General features: G+C 71.3%; 18 protein-coding genes. 8 read left to right on the plus strand and 10 right to left on the minus strand.

The window, feature by feature from the left end:
• Positions 1-85 precede the first annotated feature (85 nt).
• Entirely contained in the window at positions 86-652 is a 567-nt protein-coding gene (locus ACZ69M_RS44845; RefSeq protein ID WP_470059351.1) for a cysteine hydrolase family protein, read from the plus strand.
• 52 nt (positions 653-704) lie between these two features.
• On the opposite strand, the gene ACZ69M_RS44850 is transcribed toward ACZ69M_RS44845, so the two are convergent.
• Positions 705-1,298 carry a TetR/AcrR family transcriptional regulator gene (locus tag ACZ69M_RS44850; RefSeq protein WP_470059353.1) on the minus strand — a complete coding sequence of 198 codons (594 nt, stop codon included), beginning with the start codon at positions 1,296-1,298 and terminating at the stop codon, positions 705-707.
• Between the two features lie 137 nt (positions 1,299-1,435).
• On the opposite strand from ACZ69M_RS44850, the gene ACZ69M_RS44855 reads away from it, so the two are divergent.
• Positions 1,436-2,188, plus strand: a complete 753-nt coding sequence (locus ACZ69M_RS44855) for an NADPH-dependent F420 reductase (RefSeq protein ID WP_470059355.1) — start codon at positions 1,436-1,438, stop codon at positions 2,186-2,188.
• On the opposite strand, the gene ACZ69M_RS44860 is transcribed toward ACZ69M_RS44855, so the two are convergent.
• The 6 genes from ACZ69M_RS44860 to ACZ69M_RS44885 form a co-directional block, all read right to left on the minus strand.
• Entirely contained in the window at positions 2,118-2,669 is a 552-nt protein-coding gene (locus ACZ69M_RS44860; protein ID WP_470059357.1) for a mannosyltransferase YkcB-related protein, read from the minus strand. The two genes, ACZ69M_RS44855 and ACZ69M_RS44860, sit on opposite strands and share 71 nt — an antisense overlap.
• A gap of 140 nt (positions 2,670-2,809) precedes the next feature.
• Complete coding sequence (locus ACZ69M_RS44865) at positions 2,810-3,412, minus strand: GTP-binding protein (protein WP_351700811.1); 603 nt, start codon at positions 3,410-3,412, stop codon at positions 2,810-2,812.
• Positions 3,399-3,755: a DUF742 domain-containing protein gene (locus tag ACZ69M_RS44870; protein ID WP_099920165.1), complete on the minus strand. Its 357-nt coding sequence runs from the start codon at positions 3,753-3,755 to the stop codon at positions 3,399-3,401. The genes ACZ69M_RS44865 and ACZ69M_RS44870 overlap by 14 nt, the downstream gene beginning before the upstream one ends.
• Before the next feature lies 1 nt (position 3,756).
• Positions 3,757-4,188 (minus strand): roadblock/LC7 domain-containing protein, encoded by a 432-nt coding sequence (locus tag ACZ69M_RS44875; RefSeq protein ID WP_352048101.1) that lies wholly within the window; start codon positions 4,186-4,188, stop codon positions 3,757-3,759.
• 11 nt (positions 4,189-4,199) lie between these two features.
• Positions 4,200-6,647, minus strand: a complete 2,448-nt coding sequence (locus ACZ69M_RS44880; protein WP_470059360.1) for a sensor histidine kinase — start codon at positions 6,645-6,647, stop codon at positions 4,200-4,202.
• Positions 6,648-6,762: 115 nt separating this feature from the next.
• Positions 6,763-7,782 carry a substrate-binding domain-containing protein gene (locus tag ACZ69M_RS44885; RefSeq protein WP_470059362.1) on the minus strand — a complete coding sequence of 340 codons (1,020 nt, stop codon included), beginning with the start codon at positions 7,780-7,782 and terminating at the stop codon, positions 6,763-6,765.
• Between the two features lie 312 nt (positions 7,783-8,094).
• On the opposite strand from ACZ69M_RS44885, the gene ACZ69M_RS44890 reads away from it, so the two are divergent.
• Positions 8,095-8,559 carry a cupin domain-containing protein gene (locus ACZ69M_RS44890; RefSeq protein WP_470059363.1) on the plus strand — a complete coding sequence of 155 codons (465 nt, stop codon included), beginning with the start codon at positions 8,095-8,097 and terminating at the stop codon, positions 8,557-8,559.
• 24 nt (positions 8,560-8,583) lie between these two features.
• Here the strand turns inward: ACZ69M_RS44890 and ACZ69M_RS44895 are convergent, their stop codons facing one another.
• A complete protein-coding gene (locus ACZ69M_RS44895; RefSeq protein WP_470059365.1) occupies positions 8,584-10,974 on the minus strand; it encodes a SpoIIE family protein phosphatase in 2,391 nt (796 codons plus the stop codon).
• A gap of 167 nt (positions 10,975-11,141) precedes the next feature.
• A complete protein-coding gene (locus ACZ69M_RS44900) occupies positions 11,142-12,110 on the minus strand; it encodes an AraC family transcriptional regulator (protein WP_470059367.1) in 969 nt (322 codons plus the stop codon).
• 161 nt (positions 12,111-12,271) lie between these two features.
• Between ACZ69M_RS44900 and ACZ69M_RS44905 the strand changes: the two genes are divergently transcribed.
• From ACZ69M_RS44905 to ACZ69M_RS44925, 5 genes are read left to right on the plus strand one after another with little or no spacing between them, the layout of a single operon-like run.
• Positions 12,272-13,726 carry an ATP-binding protein gene (locus tag ACZ69M_RS44905; RefSeq protein WP_470059369.1) on the plus strand — a complete coding sequence of 485 codons (1,455 nt, stop codon included), beginning with the start codon at positions 12,272-12,274 and terminating at the stop codon, positions 13,724-13,726.
• Positions 13,723-14,136 carry a roadblock/LC7 domain-containing protein gene (locus tag ACZ69M_RS44910; protein ID WP_067375890.1) on the plus strand — a complete coding sequence of 138 codons (414 nt, stop codon included), beginning with the start codon at positions 13,723-13,725 and terminating at the stop codon, positions 14,134-14,136. The genes ACZ69M_RS44905 and ACZ69M_RS44910 overlap by 4 nt, the downstream gene beginning before the upstream one ends.
• A complete protein-coding gene (locus ACZ69M_RS44915) occupies positions 14,133-14,492 on the plus strand; it encodes a DUF742 domain-containing protein (protein ID WP_470059371.1) in 360 nt (119 codons plus the stop codon). The genes ACZ69M_RS44910 and ACZ69M_RS44915 overlap by 4 nt, the downstream gene beginning before the upstream one ends.
• Positions 14,470-15,075: a GTP-binding protein gene (locus tag ACZ69M_RS44920; RefSeq protein ID WP_120985597.1), complete on the plus strand. Its 606-nt coding sequence runs from the start codon at positions 14,470-14,472 to the stop codon at positions 15,073-15,075. The genes ACZ69M_RS44915 and ACZ69M_RS44920 overlap by 23 nt, the downstream gene beginning before the upstream one ends.
• Positions 15,072-16,469 carry a cytochrome P450 gene (locus ACZ69M_RS44925; protein WP_470059373.1) on the plus strand — a complete coding sequence of 466 codons (1,398 nt, stop codon included), beginning with the start codon at positions 15,072-15,074 and terminating at the stop codon, positions 16,467-16,469. The genes ACZ69M_RS44920 and ACZ69M_RS44925 overlap by 4 nt, the downstream gene beginning before the upstream one ends.
• Before the next feature lie 266 nt (positions 16,470-16,735).
• Here the strand turns inward: ACZ69M_RS44925 and ACZ69M_RS44930 are convergent, their stop codons facing one another.
• Positions 16,736-17,998 carry a cytochrome P450 family protein gene (locus ACZ69M_RS44930; RefSeq protein ID WP_470059375.1) on the minus strand — a complete coding sequence of 421 codons (1,263 nt, stop codon included), beginning with the start codon at positions 17,996-17,998 and terminating at the stop codon, positions 16,736-16,738.
• Between the last annotated feature and the right edge of the window lie 201 nt (positions 17,999-18,199).

The following is an 18,199-nucleotide window of genomic DNA, read 5'->3' on the forward strand; positions in this document are numbered from 1 at the left end:
GGTAGAAAGAGGGGGCGTACTCGGAACGCACCTGCCGAGTGCGATGGACGGGACGGACGAGACGGACGAGACAACGGAGGCCCTCATGACGACTCTGCCCGATCGGCCGAACACCGCGCTGCTCGTCATCGACGTCCAGAACGGGGTGGTGGCGGGCGCGCACCGGCGCGACGAGGTAGTGGCGAACATCGACACCCTGGTCGGCAAGGCTCGCGCGGAGGACGTGCCGGTGGTGTGGGTGCAGCACTCGGACGACCAGCTCAAGCGCGACAGCGAGAGCTGGCAGTACGTGCCGGAACTGGTCCGCCGCGCCGCCGAGCCCCTCGTCCACAAGAACTACGGCGACTCGTTCGAGGACACCGGCCTCGAGGCGCTGCTCGCCGAGCGCGGGGTGGGCCGACTGGTCGTCACGGGCGCGCAGACCGACGCGTGCGTCCGCGCCACCCTGCACGGGGCCTTCGTACGCGGGTACGACGTGACGTTGGTCGGAGACGCGCACACGACGGAGGACCTCAGCGCCTACGGGGCGCCGCCGCCGGAGCAGGTGATCGCGCACACCAACCTCTACTGGAAGTGGGAGAGCGCACCTGGGCGGCGCGGGGGCACCGTCGACACGGCGGACGTGACCTTCGCGGCGGCCGTCGGGGACTGAGCCGCCCCGATCGGCGGCCATCGGCGGCCGGCGCGCCCCCGAGGGAGTGGATCTACCGCGGTGCGAGTGCGGCGAAGGCCTCGTCGATCAGATCGTCGAGGTCGAGGGTGCCGTCGGAGGCGGTCCAGTGGTTGACGGCGATGTTCAGACAGTCGACCGCGGCGGCGGCCCGCACCAGCGGGCCCAGGGCCGAGGGCCGCGAGGAGGCCGCGCGCTCGGCGAGGGCCTCGGCGATGACCGGGCGCCAGCCGTTCTGCTTCTCCATGCTGCGCGCGCACAGTGCGGGGGTCTTCATGATCAGACGGGACAGCGCGAGCGCGCCGGCCGGGTCCTGCCGGTGGTGCTCGACGACCGTGCCCAAGGCGTGTCGTAGCGCCGTCCAGTCGTCCTCGCCGGCCGGGCGGGCGCGCAGCGCGTCGGCGATCCGCCCGCCCTGGGCGTCCACCGCGTCGAGGACGGCGTCCTCCTTGGTGCCGAAGTAGCGCAGGAAGGTGCTGCGGGACACCCCGGCCGCCGCGGCCAGGTCGTTGACGGTGACGTTCTCGAAGCCCTCGCGTCGGAACAGCTCGAAGGCCACCTGGGCCAACTCGGCCCGGATGGCGGCCCGTGCGATGTCCCTCGTGCTCGTACGCGCTGCTCCGTCCACCTCGGGATCGTACCGCTCACCCGCTCCCCGCTCGCCATGGTGAATCACGGACGCTAGTGTGACACTGAGTTCCATAATTGGCATATGGATTCATCCTTGATCGATCACTTCACATCACATCAGCGGGAGAGCGAACCGTGACGAAGACCCTTGGACTCATCGGCAGCGGCATGATCGGCGGCGGGCTGGCCCGCCTCGCCGTGGCGGCCGGAGTGGACGTCGTCCTCAGCAACTCGCGCGGACCGGAGACACTCGCCGGCCTCGTCGCCGAACTCGGCGGGCACGCGCGCGCGGCCACCCCCGAGGAGGCCGCCCGCGCCGCTGACCTGGTGGTGGCGACCGTGCCGCTGAAGGCCTACGACCGGCTGCCCGCGGCGGCTCTCGCGGGCAAGGCCGTGATCGACACCATGAACTACTACCCGGACCGCGACGGCCGCATCGCCGAACTGGACGCGGGCGGGCCGACGTCCAGCGCCCTGGTCCAGCGCCACCTGGCCGACTCCCGGGTGGTCAAGGCGTTCAACAACATCGACTTCCGGCGCCTGTTCCTCTCCGCCCGGCCCTCCGGCGCCGCCGACCGCAGCGCCCTGCCCCTCGCCGGTGACGACGCGGCCGCCAAGGCGAGGGTGGCGGAGCTGCTGAACGTTCTCGGGTACGACGCGGTGGACATCGGCACGCTCGCCGACAGCTGGCGCAGCGAGCCGGGCACCCCGGTCTACGTGCGGCCCTACCTCGCGGCGCAGCCCGAGGGGCTGAGCCAGGAGGAGGCGCAGCGCTGGTTCTTCGAGACCCCGGGCGTCCCGGTGCCCGCCGACCGGGTCAAGGAGCTGACCGACGCGGCCGTACGGCGCCCGGCGGGCGAAGCGCGGGCCACCCTCGCCCGGGACTGAGCGACGGAAGAACGGAAAGGAGGGGCGGGCCACCGGTGCTCGACGCGGAGGAGGTGGAGGATGTGGAAGAAGACGTGGTCGAGGGCGAACCGGCGCTGTACGCCGAGGACTTGACGGCCGTGCCGTGTGCCTTGACCCAGGTGGCGATCTCGGAGTTCGTGCCCTGTCCGCCGTCCCTGCTGACGATGATGTAGTGCAGCTTGCCGGACTTCACCAGGCTCTTGAGCTTGGCGAGGGTCATGGCGTTATCACTGCCGGACCAGCCGCCCATGGAGATGACCGTCGAGTCCGGTCGACAGGTCGACGTCCATGTGGCGTCCGTGCTCGCGTTGTCCGCGACGGTGATCCGGAACGGGAAAGAGGCTTCGAGGTAGGCGTGGAGGCGGCCGATGCTGTCGCCGAGGACGTGTGCCTCGTTGTGGACCGGCACCACGATCTCGACCGACCGCTGCCGGACGCCTCCCGCGTTCGTTTCGTTCATGGCCCCGACGATCCGGGCCGGATCTGGGCCGTCGCTGAGCCCGCGCTGAGGGAAGGACGAGAATCAGGGAACTCACAGCTTTTGCACAGCCGGTCTCTGGCGGGTCACAGGAAGACCGGTGAACAGCCCCTTTCCCTGCGTCAGTTGTGGCTGGACGAAGCGATCAACTCATCGATCAGAGTGATCAGTACGTCCCGGCACGACCCGCGCTCACGGGCGTCACAGAGCAGCACGGGGGTCCGTTTCGGCAGGGCCAGGGCGTCGCGGATCTCCTCGGGGGTGTACGGGTGCTGCCCGTGGAAGCCGTTGACGCCGACGACGAAGGGGATGCCGCGCCGCTCGAAGAAGTCGATGGCGGCGAAGCTGGACTCCGGCCTGCGGACGTCGATGAGGACCACGGCGCCCAGGGCGCCGATCGCGAGGTCGTTCCACATGAACCAGAACCGCTGCTGGCCCGGGGTGCCGAAGAGGTACAGGACGAGTTCGGGGCTGAGGGTGATCCGCCCGAAGTCCAGGGCCACGGTGGTGGCCCGTTTCTCCTCGATGCCGTCGAGGTCGTCGACGTTCAGACCGGCGGAGGTGAGGGGTTCCTCGGTGCGCAGCGGGACGATCTCGCTGACCGCCCCGACCATGGTCGTCTTGCCGACGCCGAACCCCCCGGCGATCAGGATCTTGACCGCGTCGGGAGCGGGGGGTGCGTCGGGTGCCGAAGTCCCGCGCGCGGCGGGGTCAGAGCCGGCCAAGGCCGTCCCTCACTTTCTGCAGCAGGTCCAGGTCCGGGGTACGGGAGACGAGACGCGGAGCCTGGACGGTGATCCGGCCCGCCTCCAGCAGATCGCAGAGCAGGATCACGACCACGCTCACCGGCAGGTCGAGTTCGGCGGCGAGTTCCGCCACCACGATCGGTCTCGCGCACAGCCGCAGGATCCGGGCGTGCTCGGGCTGCGGCCGGGTGGCGCCCTCGGGCGGCGGATCCACCGCGGTCACCGACGTGATGAGGGTGAAGTCGGCGCGGCTGGGCCGGGTGCGGCCTCCGGTCAGCGTGAACGGCCGTACCAGCCGGCCGGCCGCGTCGCCTTCGCTCACCTCACTCGCCGTTGTCGGCCGCGGCGGCGATGCCCGCACGAGGTGCTGCCCTGAGGTGCTCGCCGATCTTCTTGACCAGCATGTTCATCTGGTACGCCACCACGCCGACGTCCGCGCCCTGGTTGGTGAGCACGGCGAGATGGGCGCCGGGGCCCGCGGCGGTGAGGATCAGATAGCTGTCGCGCATCTCGATCAGCGCCTGGCGCACCGGACCGCCGCGGAAGTCCATGCTGACGCCCTTGCTGAGGCTCATCAGGCCGGACGCGGTCGCCGCCAGCCGTTCGGCGTCGTCGCGGACGAACGCCGTGGACTTGCTGACGACGAGTCCGTCCTCGGAGAGCACGACGGCGTGGTTCACATCGGCGACCCGTTCCACCAGTCCGGTGAGCAGCTGGTCGAGCTGGCTGTGTGTGGCGGTGCTGGGGCGTGTCATTTCTCTGTCCTTCACGAGCGGTCGGCGGGCGGAGTCCACGAGCGGTCTGCGGGCTGGGTCGGGGCCGGGTCCTCCCCGTGGTCGTACGACGGTTCCTCGCCCCCGTGGTCGTACGACATCTCCTCGTCGTCGCGGGCCCGGAGCGTCCCGCGCTGGAAGCCCGCGAGTGAGGAGGCGGCGCGTTCCGCGGTGAAGTCGGCGAGGTCGGTGGCGTCCTTGTCGTCGGCGTAGTCGGCGTAGTCGGCGTAGTCGGCCCCGGAGGGCGCCGCCTCCTCCCGCAGCTCCGTCGCCAGGCTGGTCTGCGGCACCCGGCGCGGCAGCGGAGCAAGTCCGTCGCGGCGGGCGGCGCCCTGAGCGGGGCCGGAGCGGGGCGCGGCGGAGTCGGTCGTGCGGGCCCGGGCGGAGGGGGGTGCCTCCTGGGCACGTTCATGGGGCCGGCGCTCCGGGACCGCGTCGTCGGCGGAGCCCTCCGCCGTCACGACCCCCGCCGGTACCGCGACCTCCCCGTCGGTGGCGGGGGAGTCGGAGCTCTCGCGGACCACGATGTCGTGCGGGATCAGCACGATCGCGGTGGTCCCGCCGTACGGCGAGGAGCGCAGGGTGACGGCGATGCCGTGCCGGGTGGCGAGCCGCGCGATCACGAACATGCCGAGCCGCAGGTCGTCGGCGAGTGCCACCACGTCGAACTGCGGGGCCACCGCCAACTGGGCGTTGAACGCGGCGTAGTCCTCCTCGGACAGGCCCAGGCCCCGGTCCTCGATCTCGACGGCCAGTCCCTTGGCCACCATCGCGGCCCGCACCCCCACCGGGCTGGGCGCGGGGGAGTAGGTGGTCGCGTTGTCGATGAGCTCGGCCAGCAGATGGATGACGTCGGCCACCGCGGGCGGGCTCAGGTACACCTCGTCATCGGTGTGCACGTCCACCCGCTGGTACTGGGCGACCTCACCGACGGCGCTGCGCAGGATGTCGATCAGCGCGACCGGTTCGGTCCAGCTGCGCCGGGGCTGCTCGCCACTGATGATGACGAGATTCTCCTCGTAGCGGCGGAGCTGGCTGGCCGTGGAGTCGAGTTCGTACAGGCCCTTGAGGATCCCCGGGTCCTGGTGCTCGCGTTCCAGCGCGTCGAGCTTGCTGAGCTGAAGGTTGACCAGGTTCTGGCTCTGCCGGGCGATGCCGAGGATCACCTTCTGGAAGCCGCGTCGGGTGTCGGCGAGTTCCACCGCGGTGTACACCGCCGTGCGCTGGGCGGTGTTGAACGCCTTGGCCACCTGGCCGAGTTCGTCCTCGCCGTAGTCCAGGGGCGGGGTGGCGGACTCCACGTCGACCTTCTCGCCCCGGTTCAGCCGGGTGACCACGTCGGGCAGCCGTTCCTCGGCGAGGCTGAGCGTCGCCATCCTGAGACCGCGCAGCCGCCGGGAGAGGGAGCGGGTGATGCGCCAGGACATCACGACGCACACCAGCAGGGCGACGAGTCCGCCGGCGCTCAGCGCGGCCGCCTTGATCAGCAGGCTGTGTGCGTTGTCGGCGCTGCGGTCGAGCAGTTGCGTGGTCTGCTGCTGGATCAGGTTCGTGTACTGGTCGGAGATCCTGCCGAGCGCGGTGTTCCAGCGGGCGCGCGCGTCGGGCAGGTCGACCGTCCCGGCCACCCGGCCGTGGGCCGTCCGGGCCGCGATGATCTGGTCCTCGACGGTCTCCAGGGTCTTCCAGTCCTGGCTCTGGAGAACCCGCTCGACCTGGTCCTTCACGGTGCCGTGCAGCGAGTTGAGGACCTGGCTCTGGAAGACCCAGCGGCGCACGTCGACCCGCTGGGCGAACTGCTGCCAAGCCTGCTGGTCGAGCTTTCCCGAGGGCCAGGCCAGCGCCAGCTCGGCGTCCTCCTGGGCGACCAGCTCCGCCGCGTTCCCCATCGTGATCAGGGGCCCCGCCTGCGAGGTGAGGTCGCCGTCGTCGACCTGGGAGAGTTCCTGGAAGGCGTGGATCTGGTCGCCGATGATCGAGGTGTACTGGTCCAGGGCCTGCTGGGCGGTGATGTCGGTGGGGTGGTCCACCTGCCCCCGGTAGTACTCCAGGCTTCCCACCGAGGCGATGACCGAGTACATCCGGTCGCCGATCCGGGCGGGCGCGTGTCTGAAGTCCTCGGACCGGCGGACCAGTTTCGCGACCGCTACGTTCGTACGCCTGCGCTGCCGGTCCAGGGCGGCCCGGGAGCCGTGAGGCGAGGCCATCCAGGCGGCCGACAGACTGCGCTCCTGTTGCAGCGCGAGCGTCGCCTCGGTGCCCATGGCACCCGTCGACCGGCTCAGCCCCGTCTGTTCGCGCAGTCGCAGCCCCTCCGAGAAGATCTGCGTCGTCGTCACACCCCACATGGCGGCGAGGGTGACGCTGGGCACCAGCGCCAGCAGGATCAGGGAGAGACGTATGGAGCCGAGACGGCGCCGGGCACCGGTCCGTGGAGACATCGTCGTCCTAGAGCGATCAGCGATGAGGGGGTGCGCAGGATGCTATCCGTACAAGTGACCGTACGCACCGTGAGGGACGGAAAACCTTGGTGCCGCCTGTGCGGGCGGTGGCCGGTCAGCGGGTGCCGTTCGCCGCGAACTTCGCGACCGAGGACACGTTCTCCTTGGTGACGAACGCGGGTCCGGTGAGCACGGGAGCGGTTCCGCCGCCGCTGAAGTTGCCGTTGGAGTGGTAGAGCCAGAGCGAGTCCACGGCCAGATAGCCCTGGAGATAGGGCTGTTGATCCACCGCGAACTGGACGTCCCCGCTCTGCACGGACTTCACCACGGTGCTGTTGAGGTCGAAGGTGGCGACCTGGGCCTTGCTGCCCGCCGTCTTCACCGACTTCACCGCGGCGAGCGCGAACTGCGCGCCCATCATGACGACTTCGTCGACGCTCGGGTCCTGGCGCAGTCTGGCCGTGACGGCGGTGCCCACGGCGTCCATGTCGGTGCCGTTCACATAGAGCATGTCCGTCTCGCCGCCGAACGCCTTCTTCACTCCGGCGCAGCGGGCCTCCAGGGCGATGTTGCCCTGTTCGTGGATGACACACAGGGCGTGCTTGGCCTTGAGCTCGTCCAGTTTGTCGCCGGTGGCCCGGCCCGCGACGCTCTCGTCCTGGCCGAAGTACTCCAGCAGCCCCTCGGACTTCCAGGCGTCGATCCCGGAGTTGAGACCGACGACGGGTATCCCCGACGCCTTGGCCGCGCTGACCGCGCTCTGCATCGCCTCCGGCTTGGCCAGCGTCAGCGCGATGCCGTCCACCCGGTCGCGGATCGCGTCCCGCACCAGACTGGCCTGGGCGACGGCCTCGGAGTTGCTCGCGTACGTCAGGTCGATGTTGTCCTTGGTGGCCGCCGCCTGTGCGCCCTTGCGCACCAGTTCCCAGAACGCGTCTCCGCGGGCTCCGTGGGTGATCAGGGCGATCTTGATCCGGCCGGTGCCCGCCTTGCCCGCCGAGGCGTCGCTCGTGTCGTTCGAGCCGCCGGAGTCGGAGCAGCCGGCGGCGAGCAGACAGGCCGCGGCGACGGCGGCGACGAGGGCTGCGCGGTGCGGGGATCCGGTGAAGTGGTGAGGTGTGGGGGACATGTTCATGGGTGCGGCACCTCGCTGTGCGGCCCAGCGGCGGGTCGGGGAGAGTGAGATCGGTGCGATGTCGGGATGTTGTGCACCGACTGTCGTACTTTCGTTGGGCCGGAGCCAATCGTGTGTCACACTCGGCCGTCAAGTGAGCGGGCATATGCCGGAGATGGCCGGCGCGGGGGCGTCGTCGCCGCATCGTCACTAGTTGGACGCGTGGCGAGTGAGTTGGGTGGTATCGCACCTTCCGCACGGGGCACGAATGTTCAATGATGGTGCGCGGGCCTGCCGTTGGCGGGCTGTTGCGTTCACACGGGGGAGGACGAGATGACGCGTGAGGTTTCCGCTGTCCGGGCCGGCTTGCGTACGGGAGTGACGGGCGCCGTGGTCGTCGGTCTGTCGGCCATGTCGCTGGTCGCCGGGACCGCGTACGCGACTCCGTCCGGCCCCGGTGTCACCGCGACGGTGCTCTACCGGACCACCGTGGGGAACACGGACTACACGCTCCGGGAGATCACCATCCCGCCCGGCCAGAGCACCGGCTGGCACTACCACGACGGTCCCCTGTACGGCCTCGTGAAGAAGGGCACCCTGAGCCACTTCGACGCCACCTGCGCGCAGGACGGCAGCTACCCGGCCGGCCATGCGATCACCGAGCCCCCGGGTCCCGCCCATGTGCACATCGGCCGCAACGAGGGCTCGGTCCCCGTCGTCCTGGACGTGCTGTACGTCCTGCCGCACGGCTCGCCGTTCTCGGAGGACGCGCCCAACCCCGGCTGCGACTTCCAGTAGCGCCCGGCAGGCTCTGGGCCGCGATCACTCGAACGGCAGTGCCTGTTCGGCCCAGATCGTCTTTCCGGTGCCGGTGGTGCGGGTGCCCCAGCGGTCGGTGAGCTGGGCGACGAGGAGCAGCCCGCGGCCGCCCTCGTCGAAGGTGCGGGCCCTGCGCAGATGGGGTGAGGTGCTGCTGGCGTCGGAGACCTCGCAGATGAGGGTGCGGTCGCGGATGAGCCGGAGCTGGATGGGCGCGCCGCCGTAGCGGATGGCGTTGGTGACCAGTTCACTGACGACGAGCTCGGTGACGAACGCGACGTCGTCGAGCCCCCAGCGGGCCAGCTGCTCGGTCGCGTACTGCCGGGCGGTGGCGACCTCCGCCGGATCGGCGGGCAGGTCCCACACCGCCACCTCGTCGCTGTCCAGGGTGCGGGTGCGGGCCAGCAGCAGGGCCACGTCGTCCTTGGGATGCTGCGGCAGCAGCACCTGGAGCACGTTGTCGCAGGCCTCGTCCAGATTTCCGGCGGGGACCGTCAGCGCGCTGCACAGCACGGCCGTGCCCGCGTCCGCGTCGAGGTGGCGGGCCTCGAAGAGACCGTCGGTGTAGAGGGCGAGGACGGTGCCTTCCGGCAGGTGCAGCTCGGTGGCCTCGAAGGGGAGCCCGCCCACGCCGAGCATCGGTCCCGCGCTCACCTCGACGACCTTCACGGTGCCGTCCGGGAACAGCACGGCGGGCGGCGGGTGCCCGGCCGTGGCGACGGCGCAGTGCCCGGAGACCGGGTCGTACACCGCGTACAGACAGGTGGCGCCGATCTCCGCGCCCGTGGGGCTCTCGTCGGCCGCCAGATGTCCGACCAGGTCGTCGAGGTGGGTGAGCAGCTCCTCCGGGGGCAGGTCAACGTCGGCCAGCGTCCACACCGCCGTACGGAGGCGGCCCATCGTGACGGAGGCGTGGATGCCGTGCCCGACGACATCGCCGACGACGAGCGCCACCCGGGTCCCGGACAGCGGGATCACATCGAACCAGTCGCCGCCGACGCCCGCCCGCGACAGCGCCGGAAGGTATCGGGAGGCGAACTCGACCGCCGCCTGCCCCGCCATCGCCTGGGGCAGCAGACTGCGCTGGAGGGCCAGGGCGGTCGTGCGCTCCTTGGCATACCGGCGGGCGTTGTCCACACAGACGGCCGTGCGGCTGGCCAGCTCCTGGGCCAGCGACACGTCGTCCTGGTCGAAGGGGTCCGGACTCTCGGCGGTGAGCAGCCTCACGAAGACCGCCACCCCCAGCGTCGTACCGCGCGCCACCAGCGGTACCGCCATCAGCGAGAAGTCCCGGCGGTCCGCCTGGTGCGGTTTGGCGGCCTGGGCGCCGCGCCGGCTGAGCCATCCGTCGAGGTCCGGGTCGCCGGTCCTGGTGAGCACCGCGTGCCCGGTGACCAGGGCGCGGACCGGTGGGGAGGAGGACGGGTAGACGTCCGCCGCGCCCAGGTCGATCGCCGCCTCCTGCACCCCGGCGGTACGGGAGTGGTGCGCGACCCGGCGCAGCTCCACATCGGCTTCCACCGGGCCGCCGGTGGGCTCCTCGCCCTCGACCACCGAGTCCAGCAGGTCCACGCTCACGAAGTCGGCCAGCTCGGGCACCGCCAGCTGGGCCAGCTCACGGGCGGTGTGGATCACGTCCAGCGTCGTACCGATGGCGGCGGCGGACTTGCTCAGCAGGGCGAGCCGCTGCCGGGCCCGGTACTGCTCGGTGCTGTCGTAACCGGCAAGCGAGACGCCGAGCAACTGTCCGGAGGGGGCCCGCAGCGGCCACATCTCGATGTTCCAGGCGTGCATGTGCAGTCCGGAGGGAGCCCGGGTCCAGCTCTCGTAGTGGACGGGGCGGCCGGTCTCGACCACCTGGCGCAGATGGTTGAAGAAGCCGCGACTGTGCTCCGCGTTATCGACGGTGTCCGGAAAGTAGCGGTAGAGGACCTCGGCCTCCTGGACGCCCATGATCCGGCAGGCGGTGTCGTTCATCCGCAGGTAGCGCTGTTCCGTGTCGAAGACCGACATCGACACCGACGCCTGCTTGAACGCCAGCTCTCCCAGGTCGCGGCCCCGCCCGTCCGGCGCCGCGGTGATCACGTATCCGGCCGGCGCCCCCTCCAGACCCTGGAGCGGGTACGCCCGCAGGGCCAGCTCGGTCCGCCGCCCGTCCGCGCGCCGTACGGCCACCACACCGTGGCCGCCGTTCTCCCGCAGCGCCCGCCAGGCCTCGTCCGGGTCGCCTTCCAGCAGGTCCGACACCGGGCGGCCGGTGACCTCCGCCGCGGCGTACCCGGTCAGCAGCTGCGCGCCCTCGCTCCAGCCGGTCACGACTCCGTGCGCGTCGACCACCATCATGGCGTCACCGGCCGTGGTTGCCCGCCCAGCATCGCCCGGGATTTTCACCATATGTACAAGGATGATGTGATCCGGCAGTCACATCAACCCGGAGTGGGCCGGAATCCGGTCCGGGAAGGGTCGCTCAGCAGCCGCAGAGGGTCCTCCGGCGCCACGGCCTCCTGCCCGTCGGCGATCCTTTCCGGGGCGCGGCCCGGGGCGGCGGCCGCACCACGGCGTCACGGCCGCCGCCCCCCGGACCGCATCTCCCGGGGACTCACCCCGTACCGCTGCCGAAACGCCGTACTGAGCGCACTCGCCGAGGAGAACCCCGAGGCGAAGGCCAGATCGGTGATGGTCAGGTGCTCGCAGTCGCCGCACTGGAGGCGCTCACGCACCAGCCGCAGCCGCTCCTCGCGGATGAGCTCGCGCGGAGTGGTGCCGGCGCGCTGCAGGGCCAGCTGGATCTGCCGCAGGGACCAGCCGAGCGCGTGCGCCATGGACGTACCGGTGAGACCCGGGTCGGCGGCGTGTTCACGGACGTAGCGGCGTACCATCGTCTCCACGTCGGTGAGTTGGCCCGCCCCGTCGGGGCGGTCGTCGCCGAGGGTGAGCATGCACAGCAGCTCGACGACGCGGTCGGAGACGGCGTTGAAGTGCGGGTCGGTGAGGTGCTCCCGCTCCGCGTGCAGGTCGCCGATCATGGAGCTCACCACCCGGCCGAGCCCTCTGCTCAGATCGATCCCGGTGGCCAGCGGCGACTTGCGGTTCAGCGGGCCGTCCATCTCGCGCGCGGGGATGGTGAGGACGAACGCGTGCGTCGAGGCGTCCTGGAGGCACTCGAAGGGCGCCCCGAAGCTGACGAGGGTGCCGGTGCCCGGTGTCAGCCGGGCCTCCTGGCCGTCCTGCCGCAGCACGATCTCCCCGCTGAGCGGCAGCAGTAATCGGTAGTCCTCGTCGGGGTCCTGGCGGACCTGGCGGGCGGTCCTGCTGTACGCGACCTCGTCCGACCAGAACTTGACGAGCTGATAGCGCTCGGTGCGCTGGCGGACCGTCGCGCCACGGAAGTCGTCGGTGCGCGCGTACCGGTAGCCCATTCTGGACTGGTAGGACCCGACGTGCTCGCTCCAGAAGTCGGCCCGCTCGCGCGGATCCACCTCCGCGGTCGTCCGTGCTTCCACGATGTAGCTTTCCGCGGGCAAAGACACCCTCAACTCCCGTGCAGCGAGCGGTAGTTACTCCACGTCAGCCTAGTGCATACAGTCCGTGCGCCCCACGGCAACTTCCTTGCGCGCGACGGCAAGCGCTTGTACCGGCGGGCGGCTAGGGTCGTGCGACCCGTCAACTTGCATATGCCATTGAGGACTTCATGACCGAACGGATACCGGAGGCGGCGTTCTGGTGCCTGGCCGTCGGGCTGCTCGCCGTCATCGTGCTGCTGGTGCGCCAGCGCGGGATCACGGGACGGCAGCGCGGCCGGAGCGCCGAGCTCGCGGACGCGCTGCGGGCCCGGGACGAGGAGCTGCGCCACCTGGTCGCGGTCCGTCTGCCCGCGCTCGAAAGCGCCCCGCACCAGCCCGCCTCCGCGACGGGGCACCACCTCGCCGTGACGGGTCACCCTCTCTCTGCGCCAGGTCAGACCCTGCCCGCGACCGGCGCGTCCCTGCCCGCACCGGCCCTCCCCGCCGTGGGCCTCCTCGACGCGCGGCTGGCCGACACCGACTTCGCGAAGTGTCTCGACGGCCTCCTGGAGCGGTTCTCCGACGCCGTGCGGCACGCACAGGCCCGCGCCGACCAGTCCGCGAAGGCCGCCCTCAAGGCGTCGATGCGCTCCATCCAGGCTCTCGCCAACGAGCAGCAGGTGTCCATCTCGGAGATGCAGGACCGCCACGACCACCCCGACGTGCTGCGCGACCTGCTCGAGATCGACCACACCAACGCCCAGTTCGGCCGTCGCGCGCAGGCCATCGCCGTACTGTGCGGATCCTGGCCAGGACGCCAACGGGCCACCTCACCGCTCATCGAGGTGGTCCGCGGCGCGACCTCCCGCATCCGCGACTACCGGCGCATCCGTATCAACGGACAGGCCGACATCGCTGTCGAGAGCCGGGCCGTCGAACCGGTCGTCCTCGCCGTCGCCGAACTCCTGGACAACGCCGCGCGCCACTCGCAGCCCAACACCACGGTCGAGGTCGGCGTCCAGGCGGTGCACAACGGTGCCGTCGTGGTCATCGACGACGCGGGCGTCGGCATGGACAGCCGCGGGTCCGAGCACGCCGCCGCGCTGCTGACCGGCCGCCGCGCGGTGGACGTCACCCGCCTCGACGACCCGCCCCAGTTCGGCTTCGCCGTCATCGGCGTCCTCGCCACCCGCTACGGGTTCAGCGTCTCCGTGGACACCCGCTCCCCGTACGGCGGCGTCCGCGCCGTGGTCTTCGTACCGGCCGCGCTGCTCACCCATGCCGACCCGGTCCAGGAACCCCCGCCGCCGAGGGAACCGGCGCGCACGCCCCGTCGTACGGCCCGGACGAGCGGGCCCGCGGAGGCGACGACCGCCGGCGGACTGCCCAAGCGGCGCCGCCGCGCACCCGTGTCCCCGCCGGCCGTCGAACAGCCCTCCGTGGCACCGGGCGAACCAGCCGCACCGGCCGAGGAGAGCGTGGGCCGCTCCGCGGAGGAGAACGCCCGGCGCATGGGCGCGTTCGCGCGCGGCACCCGCTCCGCGCGGGCCGAGCAGGACACCGCGCCCTCCCCGCGTACCACGGCCGGAACCCCCCACGACATCGAAGCCCCCCACGAATCCGAAGGGAACACACAGGGATGATCGCGCCCATGACCAACGAGCTGGGGTGGATGCTCGACGAGGTCCTGAAGGTGCCGGAGGCGCGGCACGCCATCCTGCTGTCCGCCGACGGCATGCTCCGGGCCCACTCCGCGGACATCGGCCGCGACGACGCGGAGCGGCTGGCCGCGGGCCTGTCCGGGGTGCAGTCGATCAGCCGCAGCACCGCCGAGTTCTGCGGCAGCGCCACCGCGCCGTGGCGGCAGACCCTGATCGAGTTCGCGCACGGGTACGTCTTCCTCGTCGCCGCCGGGCAGGGTGCCCACCTCGCGGTGTCCACCGGCGAGAACGTGGACATGGAGGCGGTCACCTACCGCATGCACAAGTTGGTCGACCGGCTCGGCAAGGAGCTGACCAGCCCGGCCCGGCAGGACACCGGCAGCCCGGCATGACGCCCGGGCGCCGGCCGGGCGGGAGGCTGGTGCGGTCGTACGTCGTCACGGACGGCCGCGCCCACCCCTCCCGCAACACCCTCGACCTCGTCACCCTGCTGATCGCCGCCGACGACCTGCCGCTGACGGGGCTGAACCCGGAGAAGCGCCGGCTGATGGAGCTGTGCCGGCCCGGAGCGCTGTCGGTGGCCGAGGTGGCCGGTCATCTGGAACTCCCGGTCAGCGTCACCAAAGTACTGATCGCCGACCTCATGGACAGCGGTCACCTCGTCACCCGGGCGCCGGTACCGGCCGCCCGTCTCTCCGACGCCCACATTCTCCAGGAGGTACTGGATGGGCTCCGCGCCCGCCTCTGACGACGTCCACCTCGGCCCGGGTGTGCGCACCGCGGTCAAACTCCTGATCGTGGGCCACTTCGCGGTCGGCAAGACCACGTTCGTCGGCGCGCTCTCCGAGATCCGGCCGCTGCGCACCGAGGAGGTGATGACCGAGGCGGGCGCACGCGTCGACGACCTCGCCGGTTCGAGGGAGAAGACGACCACCACCGTCGCCCTCGACTTCGGCCGCCTCACCCTCAGCGACGCCCTGGTGCTCTACCTCTTCGGCACGCCCGGACAGCACCGCTTCACCGAACTCTGGAAGGACATGACCAGCGGAGCGCTCGGAGCGCTGGTGCTGGCCGACACGCGGCGGCTGTCCGAGTCCTTCGACGTCATGGGCGTACTGGAGGAGCTGGGCCTGCCGTACGCCGTGGCCCTCAACGACTTCGACGCAGCCTCCGCGGCGCACGACCTGGACGAGGTGCGCGAGGCCCTCGACCTGCTGCCCTCGACCCCGCTCGTGCGCTGCGACGCCCGCGACCGGGTCTCGTCCACCGAGGCGCTGATCGCCCTCGTCGAGTACCTGATGACCCGCAGCGGCGAACTGGAGCCCGTGTGACCTCCGAACCACCACCGCCCGTACCGCCACCGTCCCCGTCACCACCGTCCGGGCCGCCGCCTGGCTGCCCGGCGCACGAGCCCCTGTACGAGCCCCTGTACGGGCCCGGGTTCGCGGCCGACCCCGCCGCCGTCTACCGGCGGCTGCGTACGGCGGGACCGACCGCACCCGTCGAGCTCGCACCCGGCGTCCGAGCCACCCTCGTCACCTCCTACGACGCCGCCCTGCACGTCCTGCGCACTCCGGAGACCTTCTCCAAGGACCCCCGCCGCTGGCGCGACCTCGCCGACGGGACCGTTCCGCCGGACAGCCCGGTCGTGCCGATGATGATGTACCGGCCCAACGCGCTGTTCACCGACGGCGAGCAGCACGAGAGGCTGCGCGGCGCGATCACCGACAGCCTCGCGCTCGTCGATCCGAACACCCTGCGCGGCTATGTGGAACGCAGCGCCGACACCCTCATCGACCGCTTCGCGCCGCTCGGCACCGCGGACCTGCTCGGCGAGTACGCGCAGGTCCTGCCGCTGCTGGTCTTCAACCACCTCTTCGGCTGCCCGGCCGAGTACGGGGTCCGGCTGGTCGAGGGCATGTCCGGGATCTTCGACGGGGTGGACGCGGAGAGGGCCGACGCACTGCTGACCAGCACCCTGCTCGACCTGGTCGCGCTGAAGCGGCGCAGCCCCGGTCAGGACATGACGTCCTGGCTGATGGCGCACCCCGCGGACCTCACCGACGAGGAGATGATCCACACCCTCGTGGTGCTGATGGGCGCCGGCACCGAGCCCCAGCAGAACCTGATCGCGAACAGCCTGCGGCTGCTGCTGTCCGACGAACGGTTCGCGGGCGATCTGTCCGGCGGCAGCCTTCCGGTGGAGGACGCGCTCGACGAGGTGCTGTGGACCGATCCGCCGATCGCCAACTACGCCGTGCACTATCCGCTGCACGACGTCGTCTATGAGGGAGCGGTGCTGCGCGCGGGCGATCCGCTGGTCGTCAGTCTCGCCGCGGCCAACACCGATCCCGCCCTGACGGCCGATCAACGAGCTGGCAACCGGGCCCACTTGGCGTGGAGCGCCGGACCCCACAACTGCCCGGCGCAGAGCCCGGCCCGGCTGATCGCGACGGCCGCGGTGGAGAAGCTCCTCGACCGCCTCCCGGATGTCGAACTGGGTGTGCCGGTGGGGGAGTTGTCCTGGCGACCCGGCCCGTTCCACCGCGCGCCGGCGGCGCTGCCCGTGCGTTTCCCGCCCACCACGACGGTCCAACGGCCCGAAGGCGAGCGGCAGTCGTACGCGAGCCCCCTCCCGGCTCTGGTGCCCGAATCCCCCGCCCCGGAGCCCGACCGCCCGCGGACCGGCTGGACCCGGCTCCTGTCCTGGTGGCGCGGGGAGTGAACGCCAGTGCCGCTAGGGCCCGTCCGGCGGATCATGCCGCGGACGCGTGGCTTGGCACGCCCTCCCCCAAGCTCTTCGAGCAGGGGGTGCCCCCAGCGGTGTTGTCGTCACTCTCCCCCGAGCTCTCGGCTTCGCTCGAGCAGGGAGGGGCCCCATCGCTCCGCGTCGACTCCCTCCTCCGCCTTGCAGCTGGACGCACCAAGCCCCGCTCACCTGTGCTGATGAGGCAGCCTCGCTTCCCTCCGACTTGATCCGCCGGACAGGCCCTAGCGGATCCGGGCGGGCAGCGTGCGGTGGCCGTTGGAGATGAAGGAGTCCACCGGCTCCAGGTCCGATGCCGGTACGGCGAGCCGGAGGCCGGGGAAGCGGTCGAAGAGGGCGGGGAGGGCGATGCGGGCCTCCAGGCGGCCCAGCGGGGCGCCGAGGCAGCGGTGGACACCGTGTCCGAAGGCGAGGTGCTCCTTGTCCGCCCGAGTGACGTCGAAAAGGTCGGCGTCCTTGCCGTGGCGCTCGGGATCGCGTCCGGCGGCGGCGTACGCGGCGAGGATCGCCTCGCCCCGGCCTATCACCGTGCCGTCGGGACCGCCCAGTTCGGCGAGGTCGAGGTCCTCCACGGCGTAGCGCAGCGGCAGGCTCGCGACGGGCGCCTCCACCCGCAGGGTCTCCTCGATCAGGTCGTCCCAGGTGGCGCGTCCGGCGCGGAGGTGGGCGAGCTGCTCGGGGTGGGTGAGCAGGGCGTGCACGGCGTTGTCGATGAGGTTGACCGTGGTCTCGTGACCGGCGCTGACCATCAGGACCAGCGTGTCGAGCAGCTCCTGCTCGCTCAGCCGGCCGTCGCCCTCGTCGCGGGACGCGATGAGGCCGGAGGTCAGGTCGTCGCCGGGCGACTCCCGCTTCTCGGCGACCAGTTCACCCAGTACGGCGTACAGCCTGGCGTAGTTGCCCGTCACCTCCTCGGGCTGCGCGGAGGTGTGGAAGATGCTGTCCACCAGGTCTCTGAGGTCCGCCCGCTTGTCCTCGGGCAGTCCGAAGAGCTCGCTGATCACCTGGATGGGGATCGGATAGCAGAACTCCTCGCGCAGATCGACGACTTCGCCGTGCTCGCCGGCCTCGGCGATGCGGTCGAGGAGGCCGGAGGTGATCTCCTCGATCCTGTGTTGCAGCGCGGCCGTGCGGCGGGCCGTGAACGCCGTGGAGACGAGGGTCCGCAGCCGCCTGTGATCGCCGCCGTACGCGGTGAACATGTTCTGCACCGCGACCCAGGTGAACAGCGGCCACTCGGGGGAGATCTCCCCGTTGATCCAGGCGGGCCAGTGCCGGCGCGGGTCCTTGGACACCCTTGGGTCCAGAAGCAGCCGTTTGAGCAGCTCGGGGCTGCTGACCGCCCAGGCCTCGACGCCACCGGGCAGGGCGACACGGGCCGCCGGTCCGCGCGCGCGGATACGGGCGGCTTCCGCGTGGATGTCACGGCCCGTCGCGTCCACCACCAAGGGACTCGGGCTGCCCGTCAAGGGACTCGGGATTCCCATCAAAAGTCTCCCTGGCGCTCGGATGCCGGTACGGCGCGTCACGCTACGCGAGGGTGGCGTCCCCCGACGCGACCGTCCGGTATCCACTGCGTGCGAGGGCAAATTCCCTGCGCGTACAAGCAAGTTGGAGGACAGTCCGCCTCCTGGAGCCGTACCGTCACGGCTCCCGCCCCGGCGGCCCATTGCCCTGAGCTCGGCCGG

The sequence above is a fragment of the Streptomyces sp. NPDC107454 genome, from assembly GCF_055582885.1.